The sequence below is a fragment of the Longitalea arenae genome, from assembly GCF_016924755.1.
In the GTDB taxonomy this organism is placed as follows: domain Bacteria; phylum Bacteroidota; class Bacteroidia; order Chitinophagales; family Chitinophagaceae; genus Niastella; species Niastella arenae.
The window spans coordinates 344159-367382 of the sequence record NZ_JAFFJX010000005.1; the positions used below are offsets into that span (position 1 = coordinate 344159).

General features: G+C 46.9%; 22 protein-coding genes. 14 read left to right on the plus strand and 8 right to left on the minus strand.

Going from position 1 to position 23224, the window contains the following annotated elements; genetic code table 11:
* Window positions 1-3: 3 nt before the first annotated feature.
* The gene (ccsA, locus tag JT717_RS14055) at window positions 4-2424 is read left to right on the plus strand and encodes a cytochrome c biogenesis protein CcsA (protein ID WP_205511114.1); all 2421 of its coding nucleotides are present in this window, start codon (window positions 4-6) and stop codon (window positions 2422-2424) included.
* A gap of 388 nt (window positions 2425-2812) precedes the next feature.
* Complete coding sequence (locus tag JT717_RS14060) at window positions 2813-3391, plus strand: DUF4294 domain-containing protein (protein ID WP_240348084.1); 579 nt, start codon at window positions 2813-2815, stop codon at window positions 3389-3391.
* Between the two features lie 97 nt (window positions 3392-3488).
* On the opposite strand, the gene rfaE2 is transcribed toward JT717_RS14060, so the two are convergent.
* The 4 genes from rfaE2 to panC form a co-directional block, all read right to left on the minus strand.
* A complete protein-coding gene (gene rfaE2 / locus JT717_RS14065) occupies window positions 3489-3977 on the minus strand; it encodes a D-glycero-beta-D-manno-heptose 1-phosphate adenylyltransferase (RefSeq protein WP_205511116.1) in 489 nt (162 codons plus the stop codon).
* Window positions 3964-4986 carry a lysylphosphatidylglycerol synthase transmembrane domain-containing protein gene (locus JT717_RS14070; RefSeq protein WP_205511117.1) on the minus strand — a complete coding sequence of 341 codons (1023 nt, stop codon included), beginning with the start codon at window positions 4984-4986 and terminating at the stop codon, window positions 3964-3966. The genes rfaE2 and JT717_RS14070 overlap by 14 nt, the downstream gene beginning before the upstream one ends.
* 138 nt (window positions 4987-5124) lie before the next feature.
* Window positions 5125-5469 carry an aspartate 1-decarboxylase gene (gene panD / locus JT717_RS14075; protein ID WP_205511118.1) on the minus strand — a complete coding sequence of 115 codons (345 nt, stop codon included), beginning with the start codon at window positions 5467-5469 and terminating at the stop codon, window positions 5125-5127.
* A 63-nt stretch (window positions 5470-5532) separates the two neighbouring features.
* Window positions 5533-6387 carry a pantoate--beta-alanine ligase gene (panC, locus tag JT717_RS14080; protein WP_205511119.1) on the minus strand — a complete coding sequence of 285 codons (855 nt, stop codon included), beginning with the start codon at window positions 6385-6387 and terminating at the stop codon, window positions 5533-5535.
* 213 nt (window positions 6388-6600) lie between these two features.
* Between panC and JT717_RS14085 the strand changes: the two genes are divergently transcribed.
* The 7 genes from JT717_RS14085 (at window position 6601) to JT717_RS14115 (ending at window position 12485) form a co-directional block, all read left to right on the plus strand.
* Complete coding sequence (locus JT717_RS14085) at window positions 6601-7413, plus strand: glycogen/starch synthase (RefSeq protein ID WP_205511120.1); 813 nt, start codon at window positions 6601-6603, stop codon at window positions 7411-7413.
* Between the two features lie 149 nt (window positions 7414-7562).
* Entirely contained in the window at window positions 7563-8816 is a 1254-nt protein-coding gene (metK, locus tag JT717_RS14090; protein ID WP_205511121.1) for a methionine adenosyltransferase, read from the plus strand.
* Between the two features lie 89 nt (window positions 8817-8905).
* On the plus strand, window positions 8906-9466 hold the full coding sequence (locus JT717_RS14095; protein ID WP_205511122.1) for an NUDIX domain-containing protein: 561 nt from the start codon (window positions 8906-8908) through the stop codon (window positions 9464-9466).
* The gene (gene rlmB, locus JT717_RS14100) at window positions 9450-10223 is read left to right on the plus strand and encodes a 23S rRNA (guanosine(2251)-2'-O)-methyltransferase RlmB (RefSeq protein WP_205511123.1); all 774 of its coding nucleotides are present in this window, start codon (window positions 9450-9452) and stop codon (window positions 10221-10223) included. The genes JT717_RS14095 and rlmB overlap by 17 nt, the downstream gene beginning before the upstream one ends.
* 143 nt (window positions 10224-10366) lie before the next feature.
* The gene (locus JT717_RS14105; RefSeq protein WP_205511124.1) at window positions 10367-11251 is read left to right on the plus strand and encodes a hydroxymethylglutaryl-CoA lyase; all 885 of its coding nucleotides are present in this window, start codon (window positions 10367-10369) and stop codon (window positions 11249-11251) included.
* Entirely contained in the window at window positions 11248-11421 is a 174-nt protein-coding gene (locus tag JT717_RS14110; RefSeq protein WP_205511125.1) for a hypothetical protein, read from the plus strand. The genes JT717_RS14105 and JT717_RS14110 overlap by 4 nt, the downstream gene beginning before the upstream one ends.
* 59 nt (window positions 11422-11480) lie before the next feature.
* Window positions 11481-12485: a GSCFA domain-containing protein gene (locus JT717_RS14115; RefSeq protein WP_205511126.1), complete on the plus strand. Its 1005-nt coding sequence runs from the start codon at window positions 11481-11483 to the stop codon at window positions 12483-12485.
* A 146-nt stretch (window positions 12486-12631) separates the two neighbouring features.
* On the opposite strand, the gene JT717_RS14120 is transcribed toward JT717_RS14115, so the two are convergent.
* Entirely contained in the window at window positions 12632-13984 is a 1353-nt protein-coding gene (locus tag JT717_RS14120) for a Gfo/Idh/MocA family protein (protein WP_205511127.1), read from the minus strand.
* Between the two features lie 52 nt (window positions 13985-14036).
* Between JT717_RS14120 and JT717_RS14125 the strand changes: the two genes are divergently transcribed.
* A complete protein-coding gene (locus JT717_RS14125) occupies window positions 14037-14732 on the plus strand; it encodes a uracil-DNA glycosylase family protein (protein ID WP_205511128.1) in 696 nt (231 codons plus the stop codon).
* A gap of 112 nt (window positions 14733-14844) precedes the next feature.
* Here JT717_RS14125 and JT717_RS14130 read toward each other — a convergent pair whose 3' ends face one another.
* Window positions 14845-15453 carry a MiaE family protein gene (locus tag JT717_RS14130; RefSeq protein WP_205511129.1) on the minus strand — a complete coding sequence of 203 codons (609 nt, stop codon included), beginning with the start codon at window positions 15451-15453 and terminating at the stop codon, window positions 14845-14847.
* Between the two features lie 65 nt (window positions 15454-15518).
* Here JT717_RS14130 and JT717_RS14135 point away from each other — a divergent pair, with 65 nt between their 5' ends.
* A complete protein-coding gene (locus JT717_RS14135) occupies window positions 15519-16622 on the plus strand; it encodes an aminotransferase class I/II-fold pyridoxal phosphate-dependent enzyme (protein ID WP_205511130.1) in 1104 nt (367 codons plus the stop codon).
* A gap of 17 nt (window positions 16623-16639) precedes the next feature.
* On the opposite strand, the gene JT717_RS14140 is transcribed toward JT717_RS14135, so the two are convergent.
* Window positions 16640-17119 (minus strand): cupin domain-containing protein, encoded by a 480-nt coding sequence (locus JT717_RS14140; RefSeq protein ID WP_205511131.1) that lies wholly within the window; start codon window positions 17117-17119, stop codon window positions 16640-16642.
* Entirely contained in the window at window positions 17055-17498 is a 444-nt protein-coding gene (locus JT717_RS14145) for a hypothetical protein (RefSeq protein WP_205511132.1), read from the minus strand. Before JT717_RS14145 ends, JT717_RS14140 begins: the two co-directional genes overlap by 65 nt.
* Window positions 17499-17731: 233 nt before the next feature.
* Between JT717_RS14145 and JT717_RS14150 the strand changes: the two genes are divergently transcribed.
* From JT717_RS14150 to JT717_RS14160, 3 genes are all read left to right on the plus strand, one after another.
* Window positions 17732-20182: a penicillin acylase family protein gene (locus JT717_RS14150; RefSeq protein ID WP_205511133.1), complete on the plus strand. Its 2451-nt coding sequence runs from the start codon at window positions 17732-17734 to the stop codon at window positions 20180-20182.
* Window positions 20183-20300: 118 nt separating this feature from the next.
* A complete protein-coding gene (locus tag JT717_RS14155) occupies window positions 20301-20660 on the plus strand; it encodes a hypothetical protein (protein ID WP_205511134.1) in 360 nt (119 codons plus the stop codon).
* Window positions 20661-20727: 67 nt separating this feature from the next.
* Window positions 20728-23193 (plus strand): DUF5686 and carboxypeptidase regulatory-like domain-containing protein, encoded by a 2466-nt coding sequence (locus JT717_RS14160; protein ID WP_205511135.1) that lies wholly within the window; start codon window positions 20728-20730, stop codon window positions 23191-23193.
* Window positions 23194-23224 lie beyond the last annotated feature (31 nt).

The window sequence follows — 23224 nt, forward strand, 5'->3', positions numbered from 1 at the left end:
GTAATGAAGTATATCGGTGAACACCTGTTACCCGGTCAGTTGGGACATTTCCTGGTTGTGCTTTCCCTGGTAGCGTCACTTGTAGCTACTATTGCCTATTTCAAGGCCTCTAATGCCACTTCACCCCAAGACCACGATGGCTGGAAAAAACTGGCGCGTATTGCATTTATGATCGATGCCGCCTCTGTTCTGGCTGTTTTCAGCATCATATTTATCATCATTGCCAATCACTTTCACGAATATTTTTACGCCTGGAACCACTCTGACCGGTCCCTGAAGCCCAAATACCTGCTGAGCAGCATCTGGGAAGGGCAGGAGGGGGCATTCCTGTTGTGGGCGGTATGGCATGCCTTAATTGGCCTGGTATTGATCCGCACGGCCAAAAAATGGGAAGCGCCGGTAATGACCGTCATCAGCTTCGCCCAGCTTTGCCTGGCAACCATGATCCTGGGTGTGTATATTTTCGATATAAAAGTGGGCAGCAGTCCCTTTTTACTCACCCGGCACCAGTTTCAGGATGCGCCGGTGTTCTCCGCTAAAGATTATCTCAGTCAGCCCAAAATATTTAACGGCAACGGTCTCAACCAGTTGCTGCAGAATTACTGGATGGTGATCCACCCGCCGGTATTGTTCCTCGGTTATGCCAGCACCCTGGTGCCTTTTGCTTTCTCCATCGCCGGTCTGTGGAAAAAAGATTTCGGCGGCTGGACAAAACAGGCCTTACCCTGGTCATTATTTTCCGGGGCCATTTTTGGCCTGGGTATCATGATGGGCGGCGCCTGGGCCTATGAATCCCTCACTTTCGGGGGGTATTGGGCCTGGGACCCGGTTGAGAACGCTTCCCTGGTTCCCTGGCTGATCATGATCGCCGGTATTCACACCCAGCTTATTTACAATTCCACAGGCCATTCCTTAAGGGCTACGCATGTGTTCTTTATCCTGAGTTTTCTGCTGGTATTGTACTCAACATATCTTACCCGCAGCGGTGATCTGCAGGATACCTCGGTGCATGCTTTCGTTGATTCGGGCATGAACTGGCAGCTGCGTACCTGGCTGTTCGCCTTTATTGTTCCATCCCTGGCCCTGCTGATCGTACGGTATAAAAAGATCCCGCAGATTGCCAAAGAAGAAGAATTCAGCAGCCGGGAATTCTGGATGTTCATCGGTTCGCTGGTATTGTTCCTGTCGGCCATGGCCATTATCATTCCTACTTCTTTCCCTATTATCAATAAACTGTTCGGTACCAGCCTCGTGATCGGGGAAGACAAAGAATTTCCCTATAACCGGATCCAGATCTTTGTGGCCATCGTGATCGGGGTGTTAACGGCCATCGGCCAGTACCTGAAATACAGGAACACGGCAAAAGCGTATTTCACTAAAAAAGTGATGTGGGCTACGATCATTGCTGTGCTGGTGTCGGTTTCGATCAGCTATTTTGGCAACATCAACTATACGAAATACGGACTTGGCTTCCTGGCAGCCATTCACCTGGCTTTGTTTGCTTCGGTATATGCGGTGATCGCGAATGCCGGCTACATTTTTACAGGATTGAACGGTAAACTGAAAGCAGCCGGCGCTTCGGTAGCGCATTTGGGCTTCGGGCTCATGCTGGTGGGTATCCTCATCTCTTCCTCTAAAAAAGAAGTGCTTTCGGTAAATACTTTCAACCCGCTGAATTTTGGCCCTGAGCGCGCTAAAGAGGGTTTTGAGAACCTGACCCTTTTCCGCGATGTAAAAACCGATATGGGTAAGTACTGGGCCACCTATGTGCGGGATTCCGTGAACGAAAATGGCAATATCACCTATTTCCAGGTAGATATGGAGCGGAAAGATGGCAAAGACAAATTCACCCTCTATCCCAACCTTATCAAAAATACGAAGGGGCAGGAGGGTATGTCGAACAACCCCGATTCGCGCCATTACTGGAATAAAGATATTTTCAGCTATGTGAACCACGCCAGCTCATTGGAGGAGGCTTCCGATACGGCGCAATTCAAAAATCATGTGGTGAAGACCGGTGACACCGTTTATTATTCAGAAGGTTTTATGATCCTCGACAGTGTTACTGTAAACCCAAATGATGAAAAGCACAAATTCACCAGTAGGGACACGGCGATCATGGCCAATCTTACGGTGATCACAAAAGAACAGCAGAAGCTGACAGCCAAACCCGTGTTTTATGTGCGGAACAATGGTGCTCAATATGTGCTCGACACGGTGCATTCGGAGGGACTGGCTATTGGCCTTACCCGTATAGCCGATGATAAGCATTTAGAGATCAGCGTGAAGGAATCTTCCCGCCTGACGCCTTTCCTGGCCCTGAAAGTGTTGCAATTCCCTTTCATAAATCTCGTTTGGCTCGGGGTTATTCTCATGATAGCGGGTTTTGTAATAAGTATTGTGCGCAGGATAAAACTGTTATAAGTTCACAGTTCTCTGTTCACAGTTTTCAGTTCAAAGTTTATGGTTAAGACTTCCCTGTATGGGAACAATAAACTATAAACCACAAACCACAAACTCTTAACGGCAGTAACTTATTATAAAAAGAACCTATTCGTTCATTATAAGTAATTAGTCTTATTTAATTAAACCAATCGCCCCAACTGATTCCTTTGCAGTTTCCGTATTGTAATTTTAACCTGCGGACTTAATATTTATTTAAGAATTGTGCAGCAGCAACGTGGGTTACATTTCGTGTCTTTCGGAATTATAATTACAGATAATTTTGTACTATATTAGTAACATTGGAATGACTGCAGAAAGGAAAATATTAAGGAGATTTTTAGCGGTTTTGGCGTTTGTTGCTGTATCTATGAGTGCAGCATTCAGCCAAACGGCTCCCGATACGATTCCCTTACCCCAGTTGGGTCCGAATGATACCATTCCCGTTCCCGCAGAAATTCACGGCGGTGAATATGTGCCGGTGCAAACCCTCGAATGGACCTGGGTGCAGGCGCCCTATCCCAAGCATTTATTGAAAAGAAGACAGGAATGGACGCGGCTGCGTAATGCCATATACGTTACCTATCCCTATGCCCGCCGGGCCGGCGCCATAATGAACGATATCAATGCGCGCATTGCCACCATGCCTGAAAAGGAAAAAAAGAAATACATCCACTCCCGCGAAAAAGAATTGAAGAAACAGTTTGCCGAGCCGCTGAGCGAGCTCTCTATTTACCAGGGAAAAGTTTTAATGAAACTCATTAACCGGCAAACCGGTAATAACTGCTATAATATCATCAAGGAATATAAAGGCGGATTTACTGCCAGGGCCTGGCAAACCGTTGCCTTTGTATTTGGCAGCAACCTCAAACAGCCTTATAATGCCAATGGCGATGAGCGGGAAATGGAAAAGATCGTTCAGGAGGTTGAACGATTACATAGAATGTAGTTTATGGTTTATGGTTTATGGTTTATGGTTTGTTGTTTATCGTTGTTCAAATTTCACAGCTCATAATTATTTTCACAGATTTCCTACATTCCAAATGCTATGAATTCATTCTCTGAATGATGCCTGTGGTTGAAAAGCCTTCTACAATTGGATTGATAATCACTTTACCGCCAGCCGCCATCACTTCCCTGGCGCCAACGATCTGCTCCAGCGTATAATCGCCCCCTTTAACCAATACATCAGGCTGAAGAGTAGTGATCAAATTAAGCGGCGTATCTTCTTCAAAAATGACCACCATATCCACCATGAGCAGTGCTGCCAGCACCAGGGCCCTCGATTGTTCATCATTTACCGGGCGGCTATTGCCTTTCAAGCGTTTTGTACTGGCGTCGGAATTCAACCCAACCACTAAATAATCGGCTTCGGCAGCTGCCTGCGACAGCGAAAAAATATGACCACGATGTAAGATATCAAAAACCCCATTGGTGAATGCTACGGTCTTTCCGGTTATGCGCCATTGCCCTATTTTATGCAATGCTTCATTTAATGTACATATCCTGGTACTGATGACATCAGCTTTTCTCATTTACGGTTGTTCTTTTATTAAAGTAGGGTAATACACTCAAAGCAATAAATCCGCTGATCAATGCAAAAAAGAATTGCACCGACCACATGAGCTGGCCAAATGCAAAGCCGAGGGAGCCTGCCAGTGCATATGCCTTCAATGTTCTTTCAACAAACAGCGGATATACACCAAGGCCGCCACCGGGTACAGGTACGATCATCGCCAGGCTGCCCATGGTCAATACCGATAATGCCTGCGGAATGCCGAATGCGGAAGTTTCTCTCATGGCCCAAAAACCGATCTGCACGCTCAGCAGGTACATGCTCCAGATCAATAGGGTATGAAAGATGAACCAGCCTTTATTCTTCAGGTAACGTACGCTGGTGATACCATGCCAGATGCCTGAAAAAACAGTCTTTACCTTTTGAATGAATTTGATATGGCCGAACTTTTTAAATACAATGATCACAGCAACGACTGCCACCAAAAGAAGGGCCAGCAGGATAATGATCTTTGTTGCCGAAAATGAACCAGTTTTCGAGCTAAGGATGTCATTCAAAGCATCGTTGATATAACCGCCGATCAGATCGGCCTGGGTAAGCAAAGTGATGATGATGACCAGCGCCAGGCATAAGACATCAAATGCACGCTCAGCCACGATGGTGCCTACCAGTTTATCGGCGGGAACCTTTTCATAACGGGCCAGGATAGTGCATTTTAATACTTCGCCTAAACGGGGAACGGCCAGGTTGGCCATATAGCCGATCAACACGGCCATATAAGTATTGAAGATCCTGGGTTTGTAGCCCAGCGGCTCCATCAGGATCTTCCATCGTACGGCCCTGCTGTAATGGCTCAATAACAAGGTGCACATGACCGGCAAAATAAGCAGGTAATTCGCGTTGCGGAAGGCATCCTTAATTTTTACCCAGTCGCTGTCGGAGATATCTTTAATTGACCACCATACCAAAAAAATACTGAGCCCCAGGAAAAGGAGATACTGTAATATGCTCAGGATTTTTTTATTCATACCGGGGCGATTGTTTTTCAAAGTTACAGGTTTCAGACTGCAAGTTGCAAGGTAGGTGTACCCTGTGAGCTGAAACCTGTAACTTGTAACATTTACTTAATAGAAGAAAGGGTAAACATTAGTTGAAATGCCAATGTGTTACAGCTTGTTTCCTGTTTGCGGAAATACAACTGAAGGTTTGAAATGTTTTGCTTTGTCAAAATCCATGGTAGCATAAGAGATCACGATCACAATATCGCCTACAGCACCCTGGCGGGCAGCAGGACCGTTCAAACAGCAAACGCCTGAACCGCGTTTCCCTTTAATAAGATAGGTTTCAATGCGGGAACCATTGTTCACGTTCACGATCTGTACTTTTTCGTATTCGATCATGTTGGCCGCTTCCATCAGGTCTTCATCCAGTGTTAAGCTACCTACATAATTGAGGTTAGCTTCCGTAATCGTTACGCGGTGAATTTTTGACTTCAGTATTTCTATCTCCATGTCTTGTTTTTGTTATTCGATTTTATAAAACGGGCGCAAGCTACGTATTAATTGTTGAACCGATCATACCAACATATTATCAATTAATCGCACATCACTCAGGAAAGCGGCTATCAAGGCAACCCGGGGCTGCTCATCTTTACTATCGGCGTTTGCCACGGCGGGTTCCAGGGTATTGGCGTCGGCCAGTTCAACGTAATCGATCCTGAAGCCGGCGCCGGTGAGCAATTTGGTGGCTTTGTCCTTTATAACAGCCCAGGCTATGTGTTGGTTGTATGCTTCTTTAATAAGGGTAAGGCTTTTATAAATGGCGGTAGCTTTATGCCGGTCTTCGGGGGAGAGGCGCAGGTTGCGGCTGCTCATGGCCAGTCCATCGGGTTCCCGCAGGGTAGGGCAGGTTATCAGCGTAATGGACGATTGCATAAGCTGCAGCAGGCGGCTTACCACCATACATTGCTGGTAATCTTTCTGTCCCATAAATAATAAGTGCGGCTGAACCATGGTCAGCAGCCGGTTCATCACCTGGCAAACCCCCTGAAAATGTCCCGGGCGGTATTTTCCTTCCAGCAGGGTTTCCAGATAACCGAGGTCATACTGTTCCAGGCCGCTGGTGCCATTGGGATACATTTCCGCAATGGCTGGCAGGAACAATACGTCGCAGCCGGCTGCCTCCAGTTTCATGATGTCCTTTTCAATGGTGTTGGGATATTTCTGATAATCAACCGGATTATTGAACTGCGTAGGATTTACGAATATGCTGCAAACGGTCAGGTCCGTATCCTTTTTAGAGCGGTCGATCAGGGCGATATGACCGTCGTGAAGGGCTCCCATGGTGGGCACAAAACCCGTTTGTTTCCCTGCGTTTTTCTGTTGATGAATATACCTGGCAAGCGCTCCGGCATATTTGAAAATGATCATTTAACGAAATTTTAAGTTTTATGGCCGCCCTGTTCCTGTTTCTATGGAGGCCTTATTCATCATTCATTCAAAAAATATAGGTTCCCGGTCCGGTTTAGGAACATATGCTGTATACCGGAGCCGCTTTGCCTGCAAAGGCCGATCAGAACTAATAAAAAAACCTTAACTTTGCACCCTGATTTTTAAAAGTTAGCTCATTAACTATTATCTATAATGCTGACAAAGAAAAGAATTTTATTTATTGCTAACGAAATGTCCCCCTACCTGGAATTAACGGAATTCTCCGAAACAGTTAACCGGTTGGCAATAAAGGCAAATGAAAATGGCTTTGAAGTACGTTGTATCATGCCCCGGTTCGGGGTCATCAACGAAAGACGTCATCGCCTTCATGAAGTGGTTCGGTTGTCGGGCATTAATGTTTCGGTAGGTAATGACGATTATCCTCTTCAAATTAAAGTAGCTTCTTTACCCAATGCACGATTACAGGTGTACTTCCTCGACAATGAAGACCTGTTCAAACGTAAATTTATATTCCACGATGAAGGCGAAAAGTGGTTTGAGGACAATGATCTGCGCACGGTGTTTTTCTGCAAAGGCGCTTTGGAAACGGTAAAAAAATTCGGCTGGCCGCCTGATATCATTCATTGCAGCGGCTGGATGACCGGTTTGATCCCCCTGTACCAAAAGACCGCTTATAAAAAAGAACCGGTGTTTTCGCATAGCAAGGTCATTTATACCATCGGCAACAATTCGCATAAAGAAAAGCTGGGTGATGATTTCCTGAAGATCGCTTCTATCAGTTCTTTTGTAAAAGAAAAAGACCTGGAGCCTTTCAAAGATGGCACTACCAATGCAATGATGCGGGGCGGGGCCACTTACGCGGATGCCATCACTTTCGGCGCCGAGAAAGTGGATAAAAAGCTGGTGGAAGAGTTCGGTAAAGTAAAAGGCAAAAAGGTGCTCACCTATAATGCCGAGTCTGATCTGACTGATTATCTTCAATTATACCACGATCTTACCAAGTAACAGGTCTCAGGTGATAAGTTAAATGTATAGGATGTTCACAAGTAATCAACAATTACATTTGTCAATGACTTAAAACGTAGCTCTTATCACTTAGAACTTATATATTTACCCATTAATATTCTATTCAATTCCAACAAACAAAAAGTACTATGCCTTACTTATTTACTTCTGAGAGTGTTTCGGAAGGCCATCCTGATAAAATAGCTGATCAAATTTCTGATGCCCTTATTGACAACTTCCTGGCATTTGATCCTCAATCTAAAGTAGCCTGCGAAACATTGGTTACTACCGGTCAGGTAGTGCTGGCAGGAGAAGTTAAGTCAAAAGCATACCTTGATGTTCAGGAAATAGCCCGCGAAGTGATCCGCAAAATTGGTTATACCAAGAGCGAATACATGTTCGAAGCCAGCTCCTGCGGGGTATTATCAGCTATTCACGAACAGTCTGCTGATATCAACCAGGGTGTTGACAAATCCAAGAAAGAAGAACAGGGCGCCGGCGACCAGGGTATGATGTTTGGTTATGCAACCAACGAAACAGAGGATTATATGCCCCTGGCATTGGACATTGCCCATAAATTATTAATTGAACTGGCTGCCCTTCGCCGCGAAGGCAAACAGATCAAATACCTGCGTCCTGATGCCAAAAGCCAGGTAACTCTTGAGTACGACGATAATAATAAACCCGTTCGTATCGACGCCATTGTGGTAAGCACACAACACGATGATTTCGATTCTGAAACCAAAATGGCAAAAAAGATCAAGGATGATGTGATCAATATCCTGATCCCGCGCGTGAAAGCCAAGTATAAAAAATACGCACACCTCTTCAACGATAAGATCAAGTATCATATCAACCCCACTGGTAAATTCGTGATCGGTGGACCGCACGGCGATACCGGCTTAACCGGCCGTAAGATCATCGTAGATACCTACGGTGGTAAAGGTGCACACGGTGGTGGCGCCTTCAGCGGAAAAGACCCTTCGAAAGTTGACCGATCTGCGGCTTATGCTACCCGTCACATTGCCAAGAACCTGGTAGCTTCAGGTTTGTGTGAAGAAGTGCTGGTACAGGTTTCTTACGCTATTGGTGTTGCCCAACCTATGGGATTGTACATTAATACCTATGGCACCGCCAAAGTTGAACTGACCGATGGTGAAATTGCCAAACGCGTAGCCCAGATCTTCGATATGCGTCCTTATTTCATTGAGCAACGCTTAAAGCTGCGTAATCCTATTTACAGCGAAACAGCTGCTTACGGGCACATGGGCCGTCAGCCGGAGATCGTTGAAAAAACATTCGTTGCGCCCGATGGCAAAACCGTTAAGAAAAAAGTAGAACTGTTTACCTGGGAGAAACTGGATTATGTAAAAAAGATCAAACAGGCTTTCGGTATCAGATAATAAGCTTTATTTCATTATATTATTCAGCCCTGTTCCGGTTTAACCGCAACGGGGCTGTTTATTTGTAGCATAATTTATAATTTCGATCCATGAATGAACAACACAATCCCTGGAAGGTTTTAGGTGAAAAGAAGGTATACGAAAATCCCTGGATCAGGCTTACTGAGTTCGATGTGATCAATCCCTCGGGCGGAAAAGGTATTTATGGTACGGTACATTTCAAAGGTATTGCGATCGGCGTACTGCCGCTGGATGAGGACCTGAATACCTACCTGGTGGGGCAATACCGCTTTCCGCTGAACCAGTACAGCTGGGAAATGCCTGAAGGCGGTGGCGCTTTGGACGTAGATCCGGTGGAATCGGCCAAAAGGGAATTGCAGGAAGAAACGGGGCTGATGGCAGAAGAATTCACGAGAATAGTAGAGATGCATTTAAGCAATTCTGTTACGGATGAATATGCGATCATCTACCTGGCCCGCCGGCTGAGCCAGCATACGGCCAGTCCCGAAGAAACGGAAGAATTACAGGTAAAAAAACTGCCCTTTGAAGAAGCCTATCAAATGGTAGAACGCGGCGAGATCACCGATTCCATGACGGTAGCTGCCATTTATAAAGTAAAACTCATGTTGGCTGATGGACGGATTTCATAAAAAAAGACCAGGTATTAATAAATCGGCTTTGATCATAGGCCGCCAGCCCATAATTGAAGCGATTCAATCGGGCAGGCCCATCGACAAGATCTTCTTTCAGCGAAATGTAAGCGGGGATGCCATCGGCACCATTCGCCAGCTGGCCCGCGAACATAATATTCCCATTCAGCAGGTGCCGCCTGAAAAGCTGCTATCGTTTACAAAAGCCAATCACCAGGGCTGTATAGCCATTGCCGGTTTGGTGCAGTATATGGACCTGCAACAGGTGATCGATCATGTGCTCGGCAATGGTGAAACCCCGCTGTTCGTAATACTGGATGGCATAACCGATGTGCGTAATATTGGCGCCATTGCCCGCAGTGCCGTTTGCTGCGGTGCGCAGGCCATCATTATTCCCGATAAAGGGGTAGGGGCCCTGAATGAAGAAGCCATGAAGTCTTCTGCAGGTGCTTTAGAAAAGATCAATATCTGCCGGGTGAACAGTTTAATGAAAGCGGTAGACACCCTGCACCTCAACGGCATAAAAGTATTCGCTACGGAAATGACCGCTGAAAAATTCCTTTATGAAGTGGATTATGCAGAGCCCTGCTGCATTGTGATGGGCAATGAAGAGAACGGTGTATTCCCTGCCCTAATGAAGATCTGCGATGAAAAGATAAAGATACCCATGGCCGGGAACTTTGAATCGTTCAACGTATCGGTAGCTACGGGGATCGTTTTATATGAGGCCATGAAGAAAAGAATAACAGCAACGTGATAATGTGATAATTTGATAATTTGATAATGTGATAATGAATACAGTATTAGCAGGCGGTGAGAAGATAGGGAAGACTGCATAAGGTGGGGCGTTTAGCATGAAAGAACCACAAACCACAAACAAAAAACCATAAAACCGAAATTATGGTTGTAGAAAGAAAAAAGGAAGATGCGATTAAGTTAATCGAATGTCCCCGCGATGCGATGCAGGGCTGGCCGGTATTTATTCCTACGGAGAAAAAGATCGAATACCTGAATGCCTTGTTGCAGGTAGGCTTTCATACCCTCGATTTTGGCAGTTTTGTATCGGCCAAAGCCATACCGCAGATGGCCGATACGGCAGCAGTATTAAAAGGGTTGAAAGACTCACCAGTTGAAACAGACACAAAATTATTGGCCATCATAGCCAATGTACGTGGCGCTGAAGACGCTGCCGCCTTTGAAGAGATCGATTACCTGGGATTTCCGTTTTCCGTATCTGCCACCTTTCAGCTGCGCAATACCAATAGCACAATGGAAGAATCCCTGCAACGGGTCATCGAGATCCAACGCATTTGTGAACAGAGCGGCAAGCAACTGGTCATTTATATCTCCATGGGATTTGGTAATCCCTATGGCGATCCCTGGTCGGCAGCCATCGTTTTCGACTGGGTGAACCGGATCGCAGACCTGGGTGTATCTATTATTTCCCTGGCCGATACGGTGGGACTGGCAACACCCGACCAGGTGAATGCCATTACCAGTTATGTGATCAGGCAATTACCCGGTCATGAAATAGGAGTGCACCTGCATAGCAGTCCGCACAACCGCATTGCCAAAATAGAAGCGGCCTGGCAGGCCGGCTGCCGGCGCTTCGACGGCGCCCTGAAAGGCATCGGCGGATGTCCCATGGCCAATGATGAACTGGTAGGAAATATGGATACCGAATGGCTCATATCATATTTAGAACAATATGAGAATTTGCCGGGGTTAAATAAAACAGCGCTGGCTAAAAGTGTTACCTTAGCTAACGAAATATTTACCTTATGAAATTCACCTTTGGGGTACCGCACTACGGTTTCCCTGAACGCGTAAATGGATCATGGCACAGCCCGCCGCTTTGCAACGATCTGTATTTTCATTCTCTCTTGCTTAATGTAACAACAGTCACTGCCCTTCGCTATAACTACACCTATTACAAAGCAATCGCTATTGGTTGATCAGCTTCCCTTGAAAAGGATACCTTATCTTGAAATGTATAAACCAGATAAATGTGATTATGGACCTCCAGATACCGATTCATATTCCAACCCTGTCGACGCCAATTAACTACCAGGACAATATCATGTTAATGGGCTCTTGTTTTACGGAGCATATTGGCGAAAAGCTCGATGAGCTCAAATTCGGGGTGCTGCAAAATCCCAATGGGATCTTGTTTGACCCGGCCAGTGTGGTGAGCAGCCTGGTTTCTTACATTCAGAATAAACAGTATCAAACCGAAGAGCTTTTTTATTATAACGAGGTTTGGCAAAGCTGGCAGCACCACAGCCGCTTTTCCAAAACCGATCTGCAGGAGTGCCTGCGGGGCATCAATGCCTCGCAGCAGGAGGCGCATGCTTATTTAAAAACGGCCAACTGGCTGATCATAACCTTAGGCACCTCTTTTTCATACCGGCTAACCGAACAGGTGCCCCAGTCGTTCCGGCGCGGCGCAGTACGGGGAGCCGTTGCGAACAACCATCGCACGCCGGCAGGCTGGTTCAACAAACACCTGCTGACGATTGAAGAAACCACCACCATGCTCGACAACTGTTTACACCAGTTGTTCCAGTTCAATCCCGGCATAAAAGTGATCTTTACGGTTAGCCCGGTGCGCCATATTCGCGACGGGGTTATTGATAATAACCGCAGCAAGGCCCGGTTGATAGAAGTTGTGCATCACCTCGTGAATAAGTTCGACAGGCTCTATTATTTCCCCGCTTATGAACTGGTCATAGATGTGCTGCGCGATTACCGTTTTTACGACATCGATATGGTGCATCCCAATTATCAGGCTACGCAGTTTGTGCTCGATAAATTCATGCGGCATTATGTTGACGAGAAAGCGCAGCAACTGGCGGAAGAAATTAAGAAGATCGTGATAGCGCGCAAGCACAAACCTTTTCAGCCATCTACCGAAGCACATAAACGGTTTTTAAAAGCGCACCTTGAAAAAGCGCAGGAACTGCAAAGAAAATACCCGTTCCTGAATTTGGATGAGGATATCAGGTATTTTTTGCAATAAAACATTGTACCTGTAAATCTTGTAGGCGTTTATGGTTTGTGGTTTATGGTTTGTTGTTCCTTCATGCTGTAGTTCAAAATCAATTTCGAACCTCGAAGCGCCGCAGCAACCACAAACTACAAACTACAAACGAGAGTAACGACTTATCAGAACTCGTCATTCAATGCAAACGTATTCTTCCTGAACATCCATTGCCCGCCGGTGAAGTCAGGAAATTCTACCGTTTCATTACCCAGCTCGATACTTTGCTCACTCAGCGGCGTAATAGCGCTCCAGGCAGCGGCATCATATACATCCATTGGCGTTGCCGTCTTGCGTTTCACCGCTTCAACAAAAGCATGTAATACGAAGAAGTCCATACCGCCATGACCGGCGCCTTCCGTAGAAGCGCCCCAGCGTTTCCATAAAGGGTGATCGTATTGGTCGAGGTAGGCTTTGGCATCTTCCCATTTGTCGTTGGTTTTGCTTACACCTTCAATGTACAGGGACTGGTTCAGATCCATCCAGATGCCTTTGGTGCCCTGTACGCGAAAGCCCAGTGAATAGGGGCGGGGCAGGTTGGTATCGTGCTGTAACAGGATCGTTTCCCCATTGGCGCAGCGGATCATGGTGGTCACTACATCGCCCAGTTTAAAAGCCAGTTTGGCATTGGGATGTTGATCACCGCCATTCTTCACAATATACTCATGCAGGCCGCGTGATTTGCTCGCAAAAGAAGAAAGTGATACAAAGCGGTTGCCACGGTTAATGTTGATCATTTCTGCAATGGGGCCAATGCCATGGGTGGGATATAAATCACCGTTACGATGAATGGAATGTTCCGTTCTCCAGCGGGCTTCAGAAAAGGCTTTTTCACCAAATTCAACCCCGCCGCCATAGGCTTTTTTGCCATCATTGAATTTCACATGGCGCAGGTCGTGCTGATAGCCGCCCTGCAGGTGAATGATCTCACCAAACAATCCCTGCCGCACCATATTCAATACCGCCATTACATCGCGGCGGTAACAAACATTTTCGAGCATCATCACCTGAGCCCGGTATTTTTCGGCCGCCTTTACCACATCCCAGTGATCCTGCAGGGTAATACCCAGCATCACTTCTGTACCAATATATTTTATACCTGCTTCGAGGCTGCCGATGATCATGGGCGCATGCCATTCCCAGGGGGTGGAAATGATCACAGCATCGAGTTCTTTTAATTCCAGCAGTTTTTTCCAGGCATTGGGATCGCCTTTGAAAACTTTGGCCACCGGCTTGCCGGCTTTTTTAAACAGTTCTGCCGACATTTCCAGCATCCGGTCATCGATATCGCAAATGGCTACTACCTGTACATCTTTACGCCGAAGGGCATTGTCGAGGTGCCTTTGCCCGCGGAGGCCCACGCCAATAAAACCGAGCTTAACGGCGGGCTCAGCCGCAGCAAATGATTGCGCTGTTGGTAAAATAGCAAAACCGGCTGCGGCCAGTCCGGTATTTTTGACAAATGATCTTCGGTTCATAGCCTTATTTTTACATATAATTTAGGGATGCCAAAATACCAAATAAGCGAACATGAAGACCGCCGCTGAAAAACTTACGCAATCGTATGCTATCCTGAATTTTTACAAAAACCTGTCGCCTAAGCTTAGATTACCTGCCGGTGTAGCGATCATGAACCCATTTACCGACGCAGCCGCCTGGCAGCTGGCCGAAACATTCTATCATAAATTTTACCATGATCATCAACCGCGCAGATTCATTTTCGGCATCAATCCGGGGCGTTTTGGCGGCGGCATAACCGGTGTTCCCTTTACCGATCCTATTAAACTGAAAGAGATATGCGGCATCGACAACGAACTGCCCAAAAAAGCAGAATTGTCTTCCCATTTCATTTATGCCGTAATTGACGCATATGGCGGACCGGAAGCATTTTATGGTGATTTCTTTATTACGGCTTTATCGCCGCTGGGTTTTACCAAAAATGGCGTTAACCTGAACTATTATGACGATAAGGAATTGCTGAGAGACAGTGAGCCGTACATTATTCAGTGCATCAATGAACAGTTACGATCTATTGCCACTACCCGGGAACTGTGTTATTGCCTGGGCGAGGGCACCAATTATAAAATATTCCAAAAGCTGAATGCAAAACATCGGTTCTTTGAAGAGATCATTCCCTTACCGCATCCGCGTTGGGTAATGCAGTATCGCAGGAAAAAGATAGATGAGTATGTTAAAGTGTATCTCGAACGATTGCAGGGTTTATAGTTTATGGTTTATGGTTTATGGTTTATGGTTTCTTAAAGCGCGAGCTGATGTCCAATCAGGAATCTCAAAATGCGGCAGCAACTAAAAACAATAAACTACAAACCATAAACCATTAATGCATCCTGTCTCCCCTTACTTCCAGCTTCTGCATCAACTCCGCCTCGTAACTAAGCCATTCCTGCCAGCGTTTGCGCACTTTGGTTTTTTCTACATATGTTTCTGCCAGTTCGATGAACAAGTGATAATGGCCGGCTTCACTTTCCATAAAGCGGCGGTAGAAATTGCGCAGGTATTCATCATCCAGGCCTTCGCTGAGGCGTTTAAAGCGTTCGCAGCTGCGGGCTTCTATGAGGGCGCAGATCAATAATCTATCCAGCAGGCGTTGTTCTTCGGTGCCGCCCTTTATTTCAAACTGTAATAACTGGTTCACATATTCATCTTTCCGCTGTTTACCCAGCTTCAGATCGCGTTTTTGCAGTTCGGCCAGCACCAGCCTGAAATGCCCCCATTCCTCGGTAACGATGGGCGCCAGTTCGTTCACCAGCTTTTCTTTGTCGCTGTACCGCTGGATCAGCGAAATACAGCTGGTAGCCGCTTTTTGCTCACAGTATGCATGGTCGGTAAGAATATGCTCCAGTGACATTTCGGCCAGATTCACCCACCGCGGGTCGGTAGGCAGGTGTAAGCCTAATATATTCTTGGTTTCGTTGGTACTGCTCATAAAGTGCCCAAAGTTAACACGTATGTGCGATATATTTGCTTCGGCTGGCGCCACCAGCTTTAATTATGAACGACGACTTCCTCCTGAAAAAACTCAATGAGCGGCAGCAGCAGAACGCTTTCCGCCGGCTGATCCTGCGTGAGGGCAAGACCGATTTCTGCTCGAACGATTACCTGGGCATTGTGCGCCATCAGTTGATCGAAAAAAAGCTGGGGGAAAACGCCTCTACAGCATATAAACATGGTTCTACCGGTTCACGCTTGCTGGCCGGGAATTATGTGCTGGCAGAAGAAACGGAAAAAATGCTGGCGGCCTTTCACGACGCCCGGGCCGCACTGATCTTCAATTCGGGGTATGATGCCAACCTGGGTTTATTAAGCTGTGTGCCGCAGCGTGGCGACACCATCATTTACGATTATCTCAGTCATGCTTCCCTGCGTGATGGTATCCGATTGAGTTTTGCCCATTCTTTTTCTTTCCGGCATAATGATCTGGCAGACCTCGAAAAAAGGCTGCAGGCTGCCACCGGAACCATTTTCGTGGTCACAGAATCGGTTTTCTCCATGGATGGCGATCAGGCTCCCTTACCAGCCATCAGCGCCCTCTGCGAGCAATATGGCGCACACCTGATCGTAGATGAAGCCCATGCCACGGGCGTAGTGGGTGCAACAGGAGAGGGACTGGTTCAGCACCTGAACCTGCAGGCGCATTGTTTTGCCCGCATTCACACGTTTGGCAAGGCCGTGGGTTGCCATGGCGCTGTTGTGCTGGGCAGTGAGCAATTGCGAAACTACCTGGTGAATTTCTGCCGTTCCTTTATTTATAGTACGGCCCTGCCCGAAGCCAGTGTGGCTGCTATCCGTGCTGCCTATACGTTGTTTCCGGCAATGCATGCAGAAAGGGCGCATTTGCAGGAACTGATCAGCAGCTTCCAAACGGCCGCAATACGCTGGGAAAAAGGGGTCTCAGACACACCGATACAAGTAGTGATCATACCTGGTAATGATCAGGTAAAAGCGGCGGCAGCTGCCCTGCAGGCTGCCGGCCTGGATGTACGCCCCATCTTATATCCTACGGTTCCGGCTGGAAAAGAGCGGCTGCGCATTGTATTACATGCGTTCAATACATTGGAGGAAATGCATCTATTGACTGGCATGTTAAAATCCTGATTGCCGCAAGCCACAACTCATGGCTTCTTCGTTTCGGCTTCAGGTATATAATATGTCTCATTCGGCCCTATACCCGATACCTGCATCGTACATTCTTCGGTAAACCACTCATAGTGGGGTTGGTCGGCCTTGATCACCAGATAACTTCCGGGGCCATAAGCCATCGCATTTACCGTAGTATCAAATACCTTATCCATTACAATATGTGCTGAACCACTGAGGATGGTAACATAAAGGTCGGAATTGTGCACATGTGGCATGCCTTTGTATCCGGGCGGGAAAATATAACGTTCAATAAAGAATCCGGGTTGGTTGCGGTGTCCGGCAAGGTAAATGTTCTTTCTGCCACTTTGTAGTACGGTGTCCTGCACCGGCGGGAGTATCATCCTGGCTTTCGTACCTGAGGGAGGATTTGCAAGGTTCTGCACCGGATCATTGGTGCAGGACAGCCATGGAACCAACAGCATTGCCATGGCGTAAAGGGCTGTCTTTTTCATAGCAAACAATATTTAGGTGACGAATAAATAAAAGAACTGATAGGTAAGTTACTAAAATTTCAAGAATTGTGTATTTGATTATGCCCTGCGGCAGTGGTGAATGACCAGCGTCGTTTTTGCCCGGGGTGGGCGGGGAGCTCCTGATATTCTTTGCTTGATGAATAAAATTATGCTCTTTAAGGAGTGTTATTTTAGCAAAAAGAAAGCCTCCCGATACATCGGGAGGCTTGGTACCACGGACTGTAACCTCTAAGGTTGATGAACTAAACGATTGCTGATGACTACTGAACTGCGAACAACTTATATGTATAATTGCTATACAAGTACTGCTAATAGTAAGAGTGCGGCAAATAATAAAGCCAGCACCCGCTTTTTCCATAGATAATCCCGCGTTTCCATCTCACTTAGGCTTTTTAAGGTCTCTGTTGCTTTGATCGCCCTACAAATTTCAGCATAAGATGTATTCCTTACAATACAACTTTGTGGTAATTCTTGGGTAAACCAACCCGGCAAATACGATTTCCCAACCGCCCCGCCCATTAAACCCCGATCGCATTTCAAAAAAAGTCCTACTTTTAAAAAACCTTCTAACCCCCGATGTGAATTAGCTTTATGCGCATTATTCCATTTATTGTTACCGTAGTTGTCACTATAGGTTTGATCATTACGTTAAGTAAACCTATAGGCAGCATTCCGCCGCTGGGTAGTTTTCTCAGTCCGCAAACCGGCTTCTGGCAGAATGCGGAGCCTGTTAATGCTCAGCCAAACCTCGATCTTCATTTTCCGCAGTTAAAAGACAAAGTGCAGGTGTACTTCGACGACAGAATGGTGCCGCACGTATTTGCGCAGAACGATGATGACCTCTATTTCGTGCAGGGCTACATCCATGCCAAATTCCGTCTCTGGCAAATGGAATTCCAAACCCATGCAGCAGCCGGCCGTTTAGCTGAAATACTGGGCGCCGGTCCCAATGACGCCTACCTGAATTATGACCGCAATATGCGCCGGGTAGGCATGCGCTATGGCGCGCGCCGTTCGCTCGACAGTATGGAAAGGGATGAAGCCACCAAAAGACTGCTCGATGCATACACTGCCGGTATCAATGCCTACATCGATCATTTGCCTGCTAATGAATTACCGCTGGAATACCGCTTGCTGAATTACGTACCGGAACACTGGAGCAATCTGAAAACAGCGCTTTTCCTCAAATACATGAGCTATGACCTCACGGGTTCGGAAAATGATTTTGAATATACCAATGTTCGCAACGTATTGAGTGAGGAAGATTTTGAGCTGCTCTACCCCATAATGCAGGATTCCCTGGATCCCATTGTGCCCAGGGGTACACCGTTTAGTGCGCCGGCTGTTCTTCCGCAAACGCCTGCCTCGGCCGATTCATTATATTTTAAATGGAATACATTTTCCAGCATCAATATTACACCGGTAAACAAACCCGATAAGAACAATGGCAGTAATAACTGGGCGGTGAATGGTACGAAAACGAAAAGCGGCCGGCCCATCTTATGCAACGATCCGCATCTCGGACTGAACCTGCCATCACTTTGGTTCGAAATGCAATTGCATACGCCGCAGCACAATGTGTATGGGGTTAGTTTTCCCGGCTCACCGGCTGTGATCATTGGCTTTAACGACAGCTGCTCCTGGGGTGTTACCAATGCAGGCCGCGATGTGAAAGATTATTTCAATGTTCATTTTAAAGACAAAAGCAAACAGGAATACGAATTCAACGGCGGCTGGCGGCAAACCGATCTGCGTATCGATACCTTCAAAATAAAAGGAGCGCAAGCCTTTTATGATACAGTTGCCTATACCATATTCGGGCCGGTGCAGTATGATAATTCCTTCACCGGGAGCGGCCGTTCTTCTGCGAACAATAATTATGCAGTCCGCTGGAAAGCGCATGACCCATCCAACGAGCTGAGGACATTTTACCTGTTGAACCGCATGAAGAATTATGCCGATTACGAAGAGGCCATTAAATATTTTGCCTGTCCGGGTCAGAACTTTGTGTTCGCTTCAAAGAGCGGAGCGGTAGCCATCTGGCAGCAGGGAAAATTTCCGGCCAAATGGCGGCGCCAGGGCGATTTTATTATGCCGGGCATCGACAGCTCCTATTTGTGGCAGGGCGCCATAAAGCAGGATGAAAACCCGCACGATACCATTGCTGCCCGTGGTTTTGTAAGCAGCGCCAACCAGGCGGCAACAGACACTTCCTACCCATATTATCTGGGTGGAAGCAATCCCATTTACCGCGGCATTATCATCAACCGCTACCTGCAGCGAATGAACAATATCACCATCGATGATATGAAGAAAATGCAGACAGATAATTACAATGTGTTTGCAGAATATGCTTTACCGGTATTGATGGCGCATGTAGATGAAAGTACTTTGGATGCAGATCAGAAAAAATACCTCGATATTTTGCGTGGCTGGAATATGCGCAATGACGCTGCTGAAAAAGCGCCTGCTATTTTTCAATTGTGGTTCGATAACCTGGAGAAAGAAGTTTGGGATGATGAGCTGGATATAGCCACTAAACCGGTTGCCATACCGGAAGAAGCCACATTGTTGAAATGTCTTTCGATTGCGAATTTCAAATTTGCCGACAATATGGGTACCGCGCCTGTAGAAACCGTACAGGATGCAGTGACAGCGGCCTTTAAAAAAACAGTGCCGGTTATTTCAATGGCCGATAAACAGGGTACGCTGAACTGGGGCAGATACAAAGATGCAGGCATCCGTCATTTGCTGCGCCTGGCGCCCTTAAGCCGTTTTCACGTAATGACCGGCGGCGGCTCAAACATCATCAATGCCACACGGCAGTTTCATGGGCCCAGCTGGCGTATGATCGTTGAGTTGAAGGATAAAACAGAGGCATGGGGAATTTATCCGGGCGGACAAAGCGGTAATCCCGGGAGCAAATACTATGATAATTTTATCGATGACTGGGCGAAGGGGAACTATCACCCCTTGTGGGTGATGAATGAAAAGGAAGTGAACGATAAGAGAATTTTATTTACCATGACCTTTACCAAATAGCCAATTAGCCTGGTCAATTAGCTAATTAGCTGATGTGCTGATGTGCTGATGAATACAGCCCCGTTGCGGCTGTTCCATTATCACATTATCGAATTATCGCATTATCACATTAACTGTTATGAAATTCGGAATCTCAATAGCATTGATGATCGTTGTAAGTTTCGCCGCCGGGCTCTACCTGCCTTTCTGGAGCGTAGCGCTGGTGACTTTCGGGGTGGCTGTTTTAATGGATCTGAAGCCGGTGATGGCCTGGTTAGCGGGCTTTGTAAGCATATTATTGTTCTGGGGGCTTTTGATCTGGTGGATCGACGCACAGAATGACAGCATACTCTCAACCCGTATGGCGCAGCTGTTTCCATTAGGTGGCTCTTCTGCTTTATTGATCCTGATCGCAGCATTGGTAGGCGCCATCATCGGCAGTCTGGCTGCATTGTCAGGAAGCTTTTTGCGGCGGTATCTCAACGAAAGGGGTGGGTGATGGCCCTTTTAACTATTTACTTTCCATCTAATCAACAATTGGTCTTATTTTCGCGTTCGTCGCGATTATGAGAATATTGACCTTTTTTACCTTCTTTATTGTTTGCTATACTTCCGTGCAGGCCGGGCGCATCAGCGGCAAGGTCACCGACGAAAAAGGACAGGCACTGGTATATGCTTCCATTCTGGTAAAAGGCACTACCCTGGGCACAACCGCCAATAAACAAGGGGATTATTTTTTGCAGCTCGATCCCGGCACTTATACCATCATTGCACAATACGTTGGTTATGGCCGCCAGGAAAAAACAATTACCGTCGGAGCCGACGATCTCATACTCGATTTCCAGCTTTCCATACAACAACTGACCTTAAAAGAAGTGGTGGTGCGGCCAGGCGCGGAGGACCCCGCTTATGCGATCATTCGCCAGGCCATCAGAAAAAGACCCTTTTACCTTAACCAGCTCAATGCCTTTCAATGCGAAGTGTATATAAAAGGACAGCTGCAGTTACGTGCTTATCCCAAAAAATTCCTGGGCGAGAAAATTGATTTTGAAGACGGCGATACCAGTCAGCGTAAAATGCTTTTTTTATCGGAAACCGTAGCGCGCTATTCTGTCGAAAAACCACGCAAGAGCAAAATTGAAGTGCTTTCTACCAAAGTGAGCGGCCGCAGCGACGACTTCGGTTTGAGCACCCCGCAGATCGTTTCTTTTTATGAGAACAATATCTCAGTGGGCCGCAACCTGAACCCGCGTGGTTTCGTTTCGCCCATCGCCAGCAGCGCCCTGAATTTTTACCGCTACCAGTATGAAGGAACATTTGTAGAAGAAGGCCGCGAGATCAATCGCATTAAAGTGATACCCAGGCGGCGCTATGAGCCATTGTTCAGCGGCTATATCAATATTACGGAAGGCGACTGGCGCATTCATAGCCTGCAATTGCGGCTTACCAAGTCGTCCCAGATGGAACTGATCGACTCCCTGAACATTGAACAATTGTATGTTCCCTTTAACAACGATGTATGGGTGATCAAAACACAGGTATTGTACCCGGCGGTAAAACTGCTGGGTTTTGATGCGTTTGGCAGTTTTGTGAATGTATATTCTCAATTCAATATAGCACCTACATTCGATCGCAGGTTCTTTAACAATACTTACCTGAAGATCTATGAGGGCTCCAACAAAAAGCCGGCTGCATTCTGGGATTCCATCAGGCCCGTGCCTTTGCAGGCCGAAGAAATAGCCGATTATCATCGCAAAGACAGCCTTGAGAAGGCCCACAAAGACCCCCGTTACCTCGATTCGATCGATCGCCGCCGGAACAAGCCGCACCTGTTTGCGCTGGTAGCCACCGGACAAAGCTTTTACAAGGCGAAGAGAAGGGAAACCTGGTACTTCAATCCGCTATTGCAAACAGTTGCTTACAATACGGTAGAAGGCTGGCTGGTGAGTTTGGGAGGCCGGTATACCAAAAAGCTCGATACGATTCCCGGCTCGCGCAAGGCCCTCAGCATAGAACCGGCCATCCGGCACGGATTCAGCAATCACCACCTGAATGCCTCCGGTACATTTACCTATACGCATGGTAAAAAATTCTTTTCTTCCTTTTCACTGAGCGGGGGAAAATGGGTGTACCAGATCAATAATGCCAATCCTATCGGTCAGCTCAGTAATACCATTCGCAGCTGGTTGTTCGAGCGTAACTATGCCAAGTTTTACGAAGCCTGGTTTACCCGCTTCCAGTTCTCGAAAGATGTAGGCAATGGCATCACGGTGTTCGGCGGCCTAAGATATGAAGACCGCATTCCTTTGGAAAATACTTCTACCTATTCCTTCGGCGACCGCAAAGAGGTTTCCTTCACGCCGAATTTTCCCATCGAGATCATGCAGGAGAATTTCAGGCGGCACCAGGCATTTATCGGAAATGTGGGCATCAGCTGGTTGCCGGGAACAAAATACATTGAGTATCCTGAACGGATCGTGAACGTGGGCTCAAAGTTTCCGCTGTTGACCTTCAATTACTCGCAGGGCATCCACAACATACTGGGCAGCGATATCGACTACGCGAAATGGCGGTTCGAAATAAGTCAAAGCGTGAATATGAACCTGGGAGGCAATTTCCGCTACAGGATGGCGCTGGGCGGCTTTATGCGGCGCGACAGCGTGGCGGTGATCGATTACACCCATTTTAACGGTAACCAGATCCTGGCTTCCGTTGAGTACCTGAACGGCTTTCAGTTATTACCTTACTACAAATACAGCAACAAGAACCGCCTCTACGCACAAAGCCATATAGAACATCATTTCAATGGCCTGCTCACCAATAAGATACCTTTATTCCGCAAGCTCAACTGGTACCTCGTCATGGGCGCCAACGCCTTTTACGCCGATAGCGATAAAGAATATATAGAAGTGTTCGCCGGCTTTGAGAACCTGCTGAAGATCGCCCGGTTCGACTGGGTCTGGGGCGTTGAAAAAGGGCATGTCGTAACTACGGGGGTCAGGTTGGGGATCAGAGGTTTCGGAAAGCTGTAGGTTTCGGTTTATATTCAAGCGTTTATGGTTT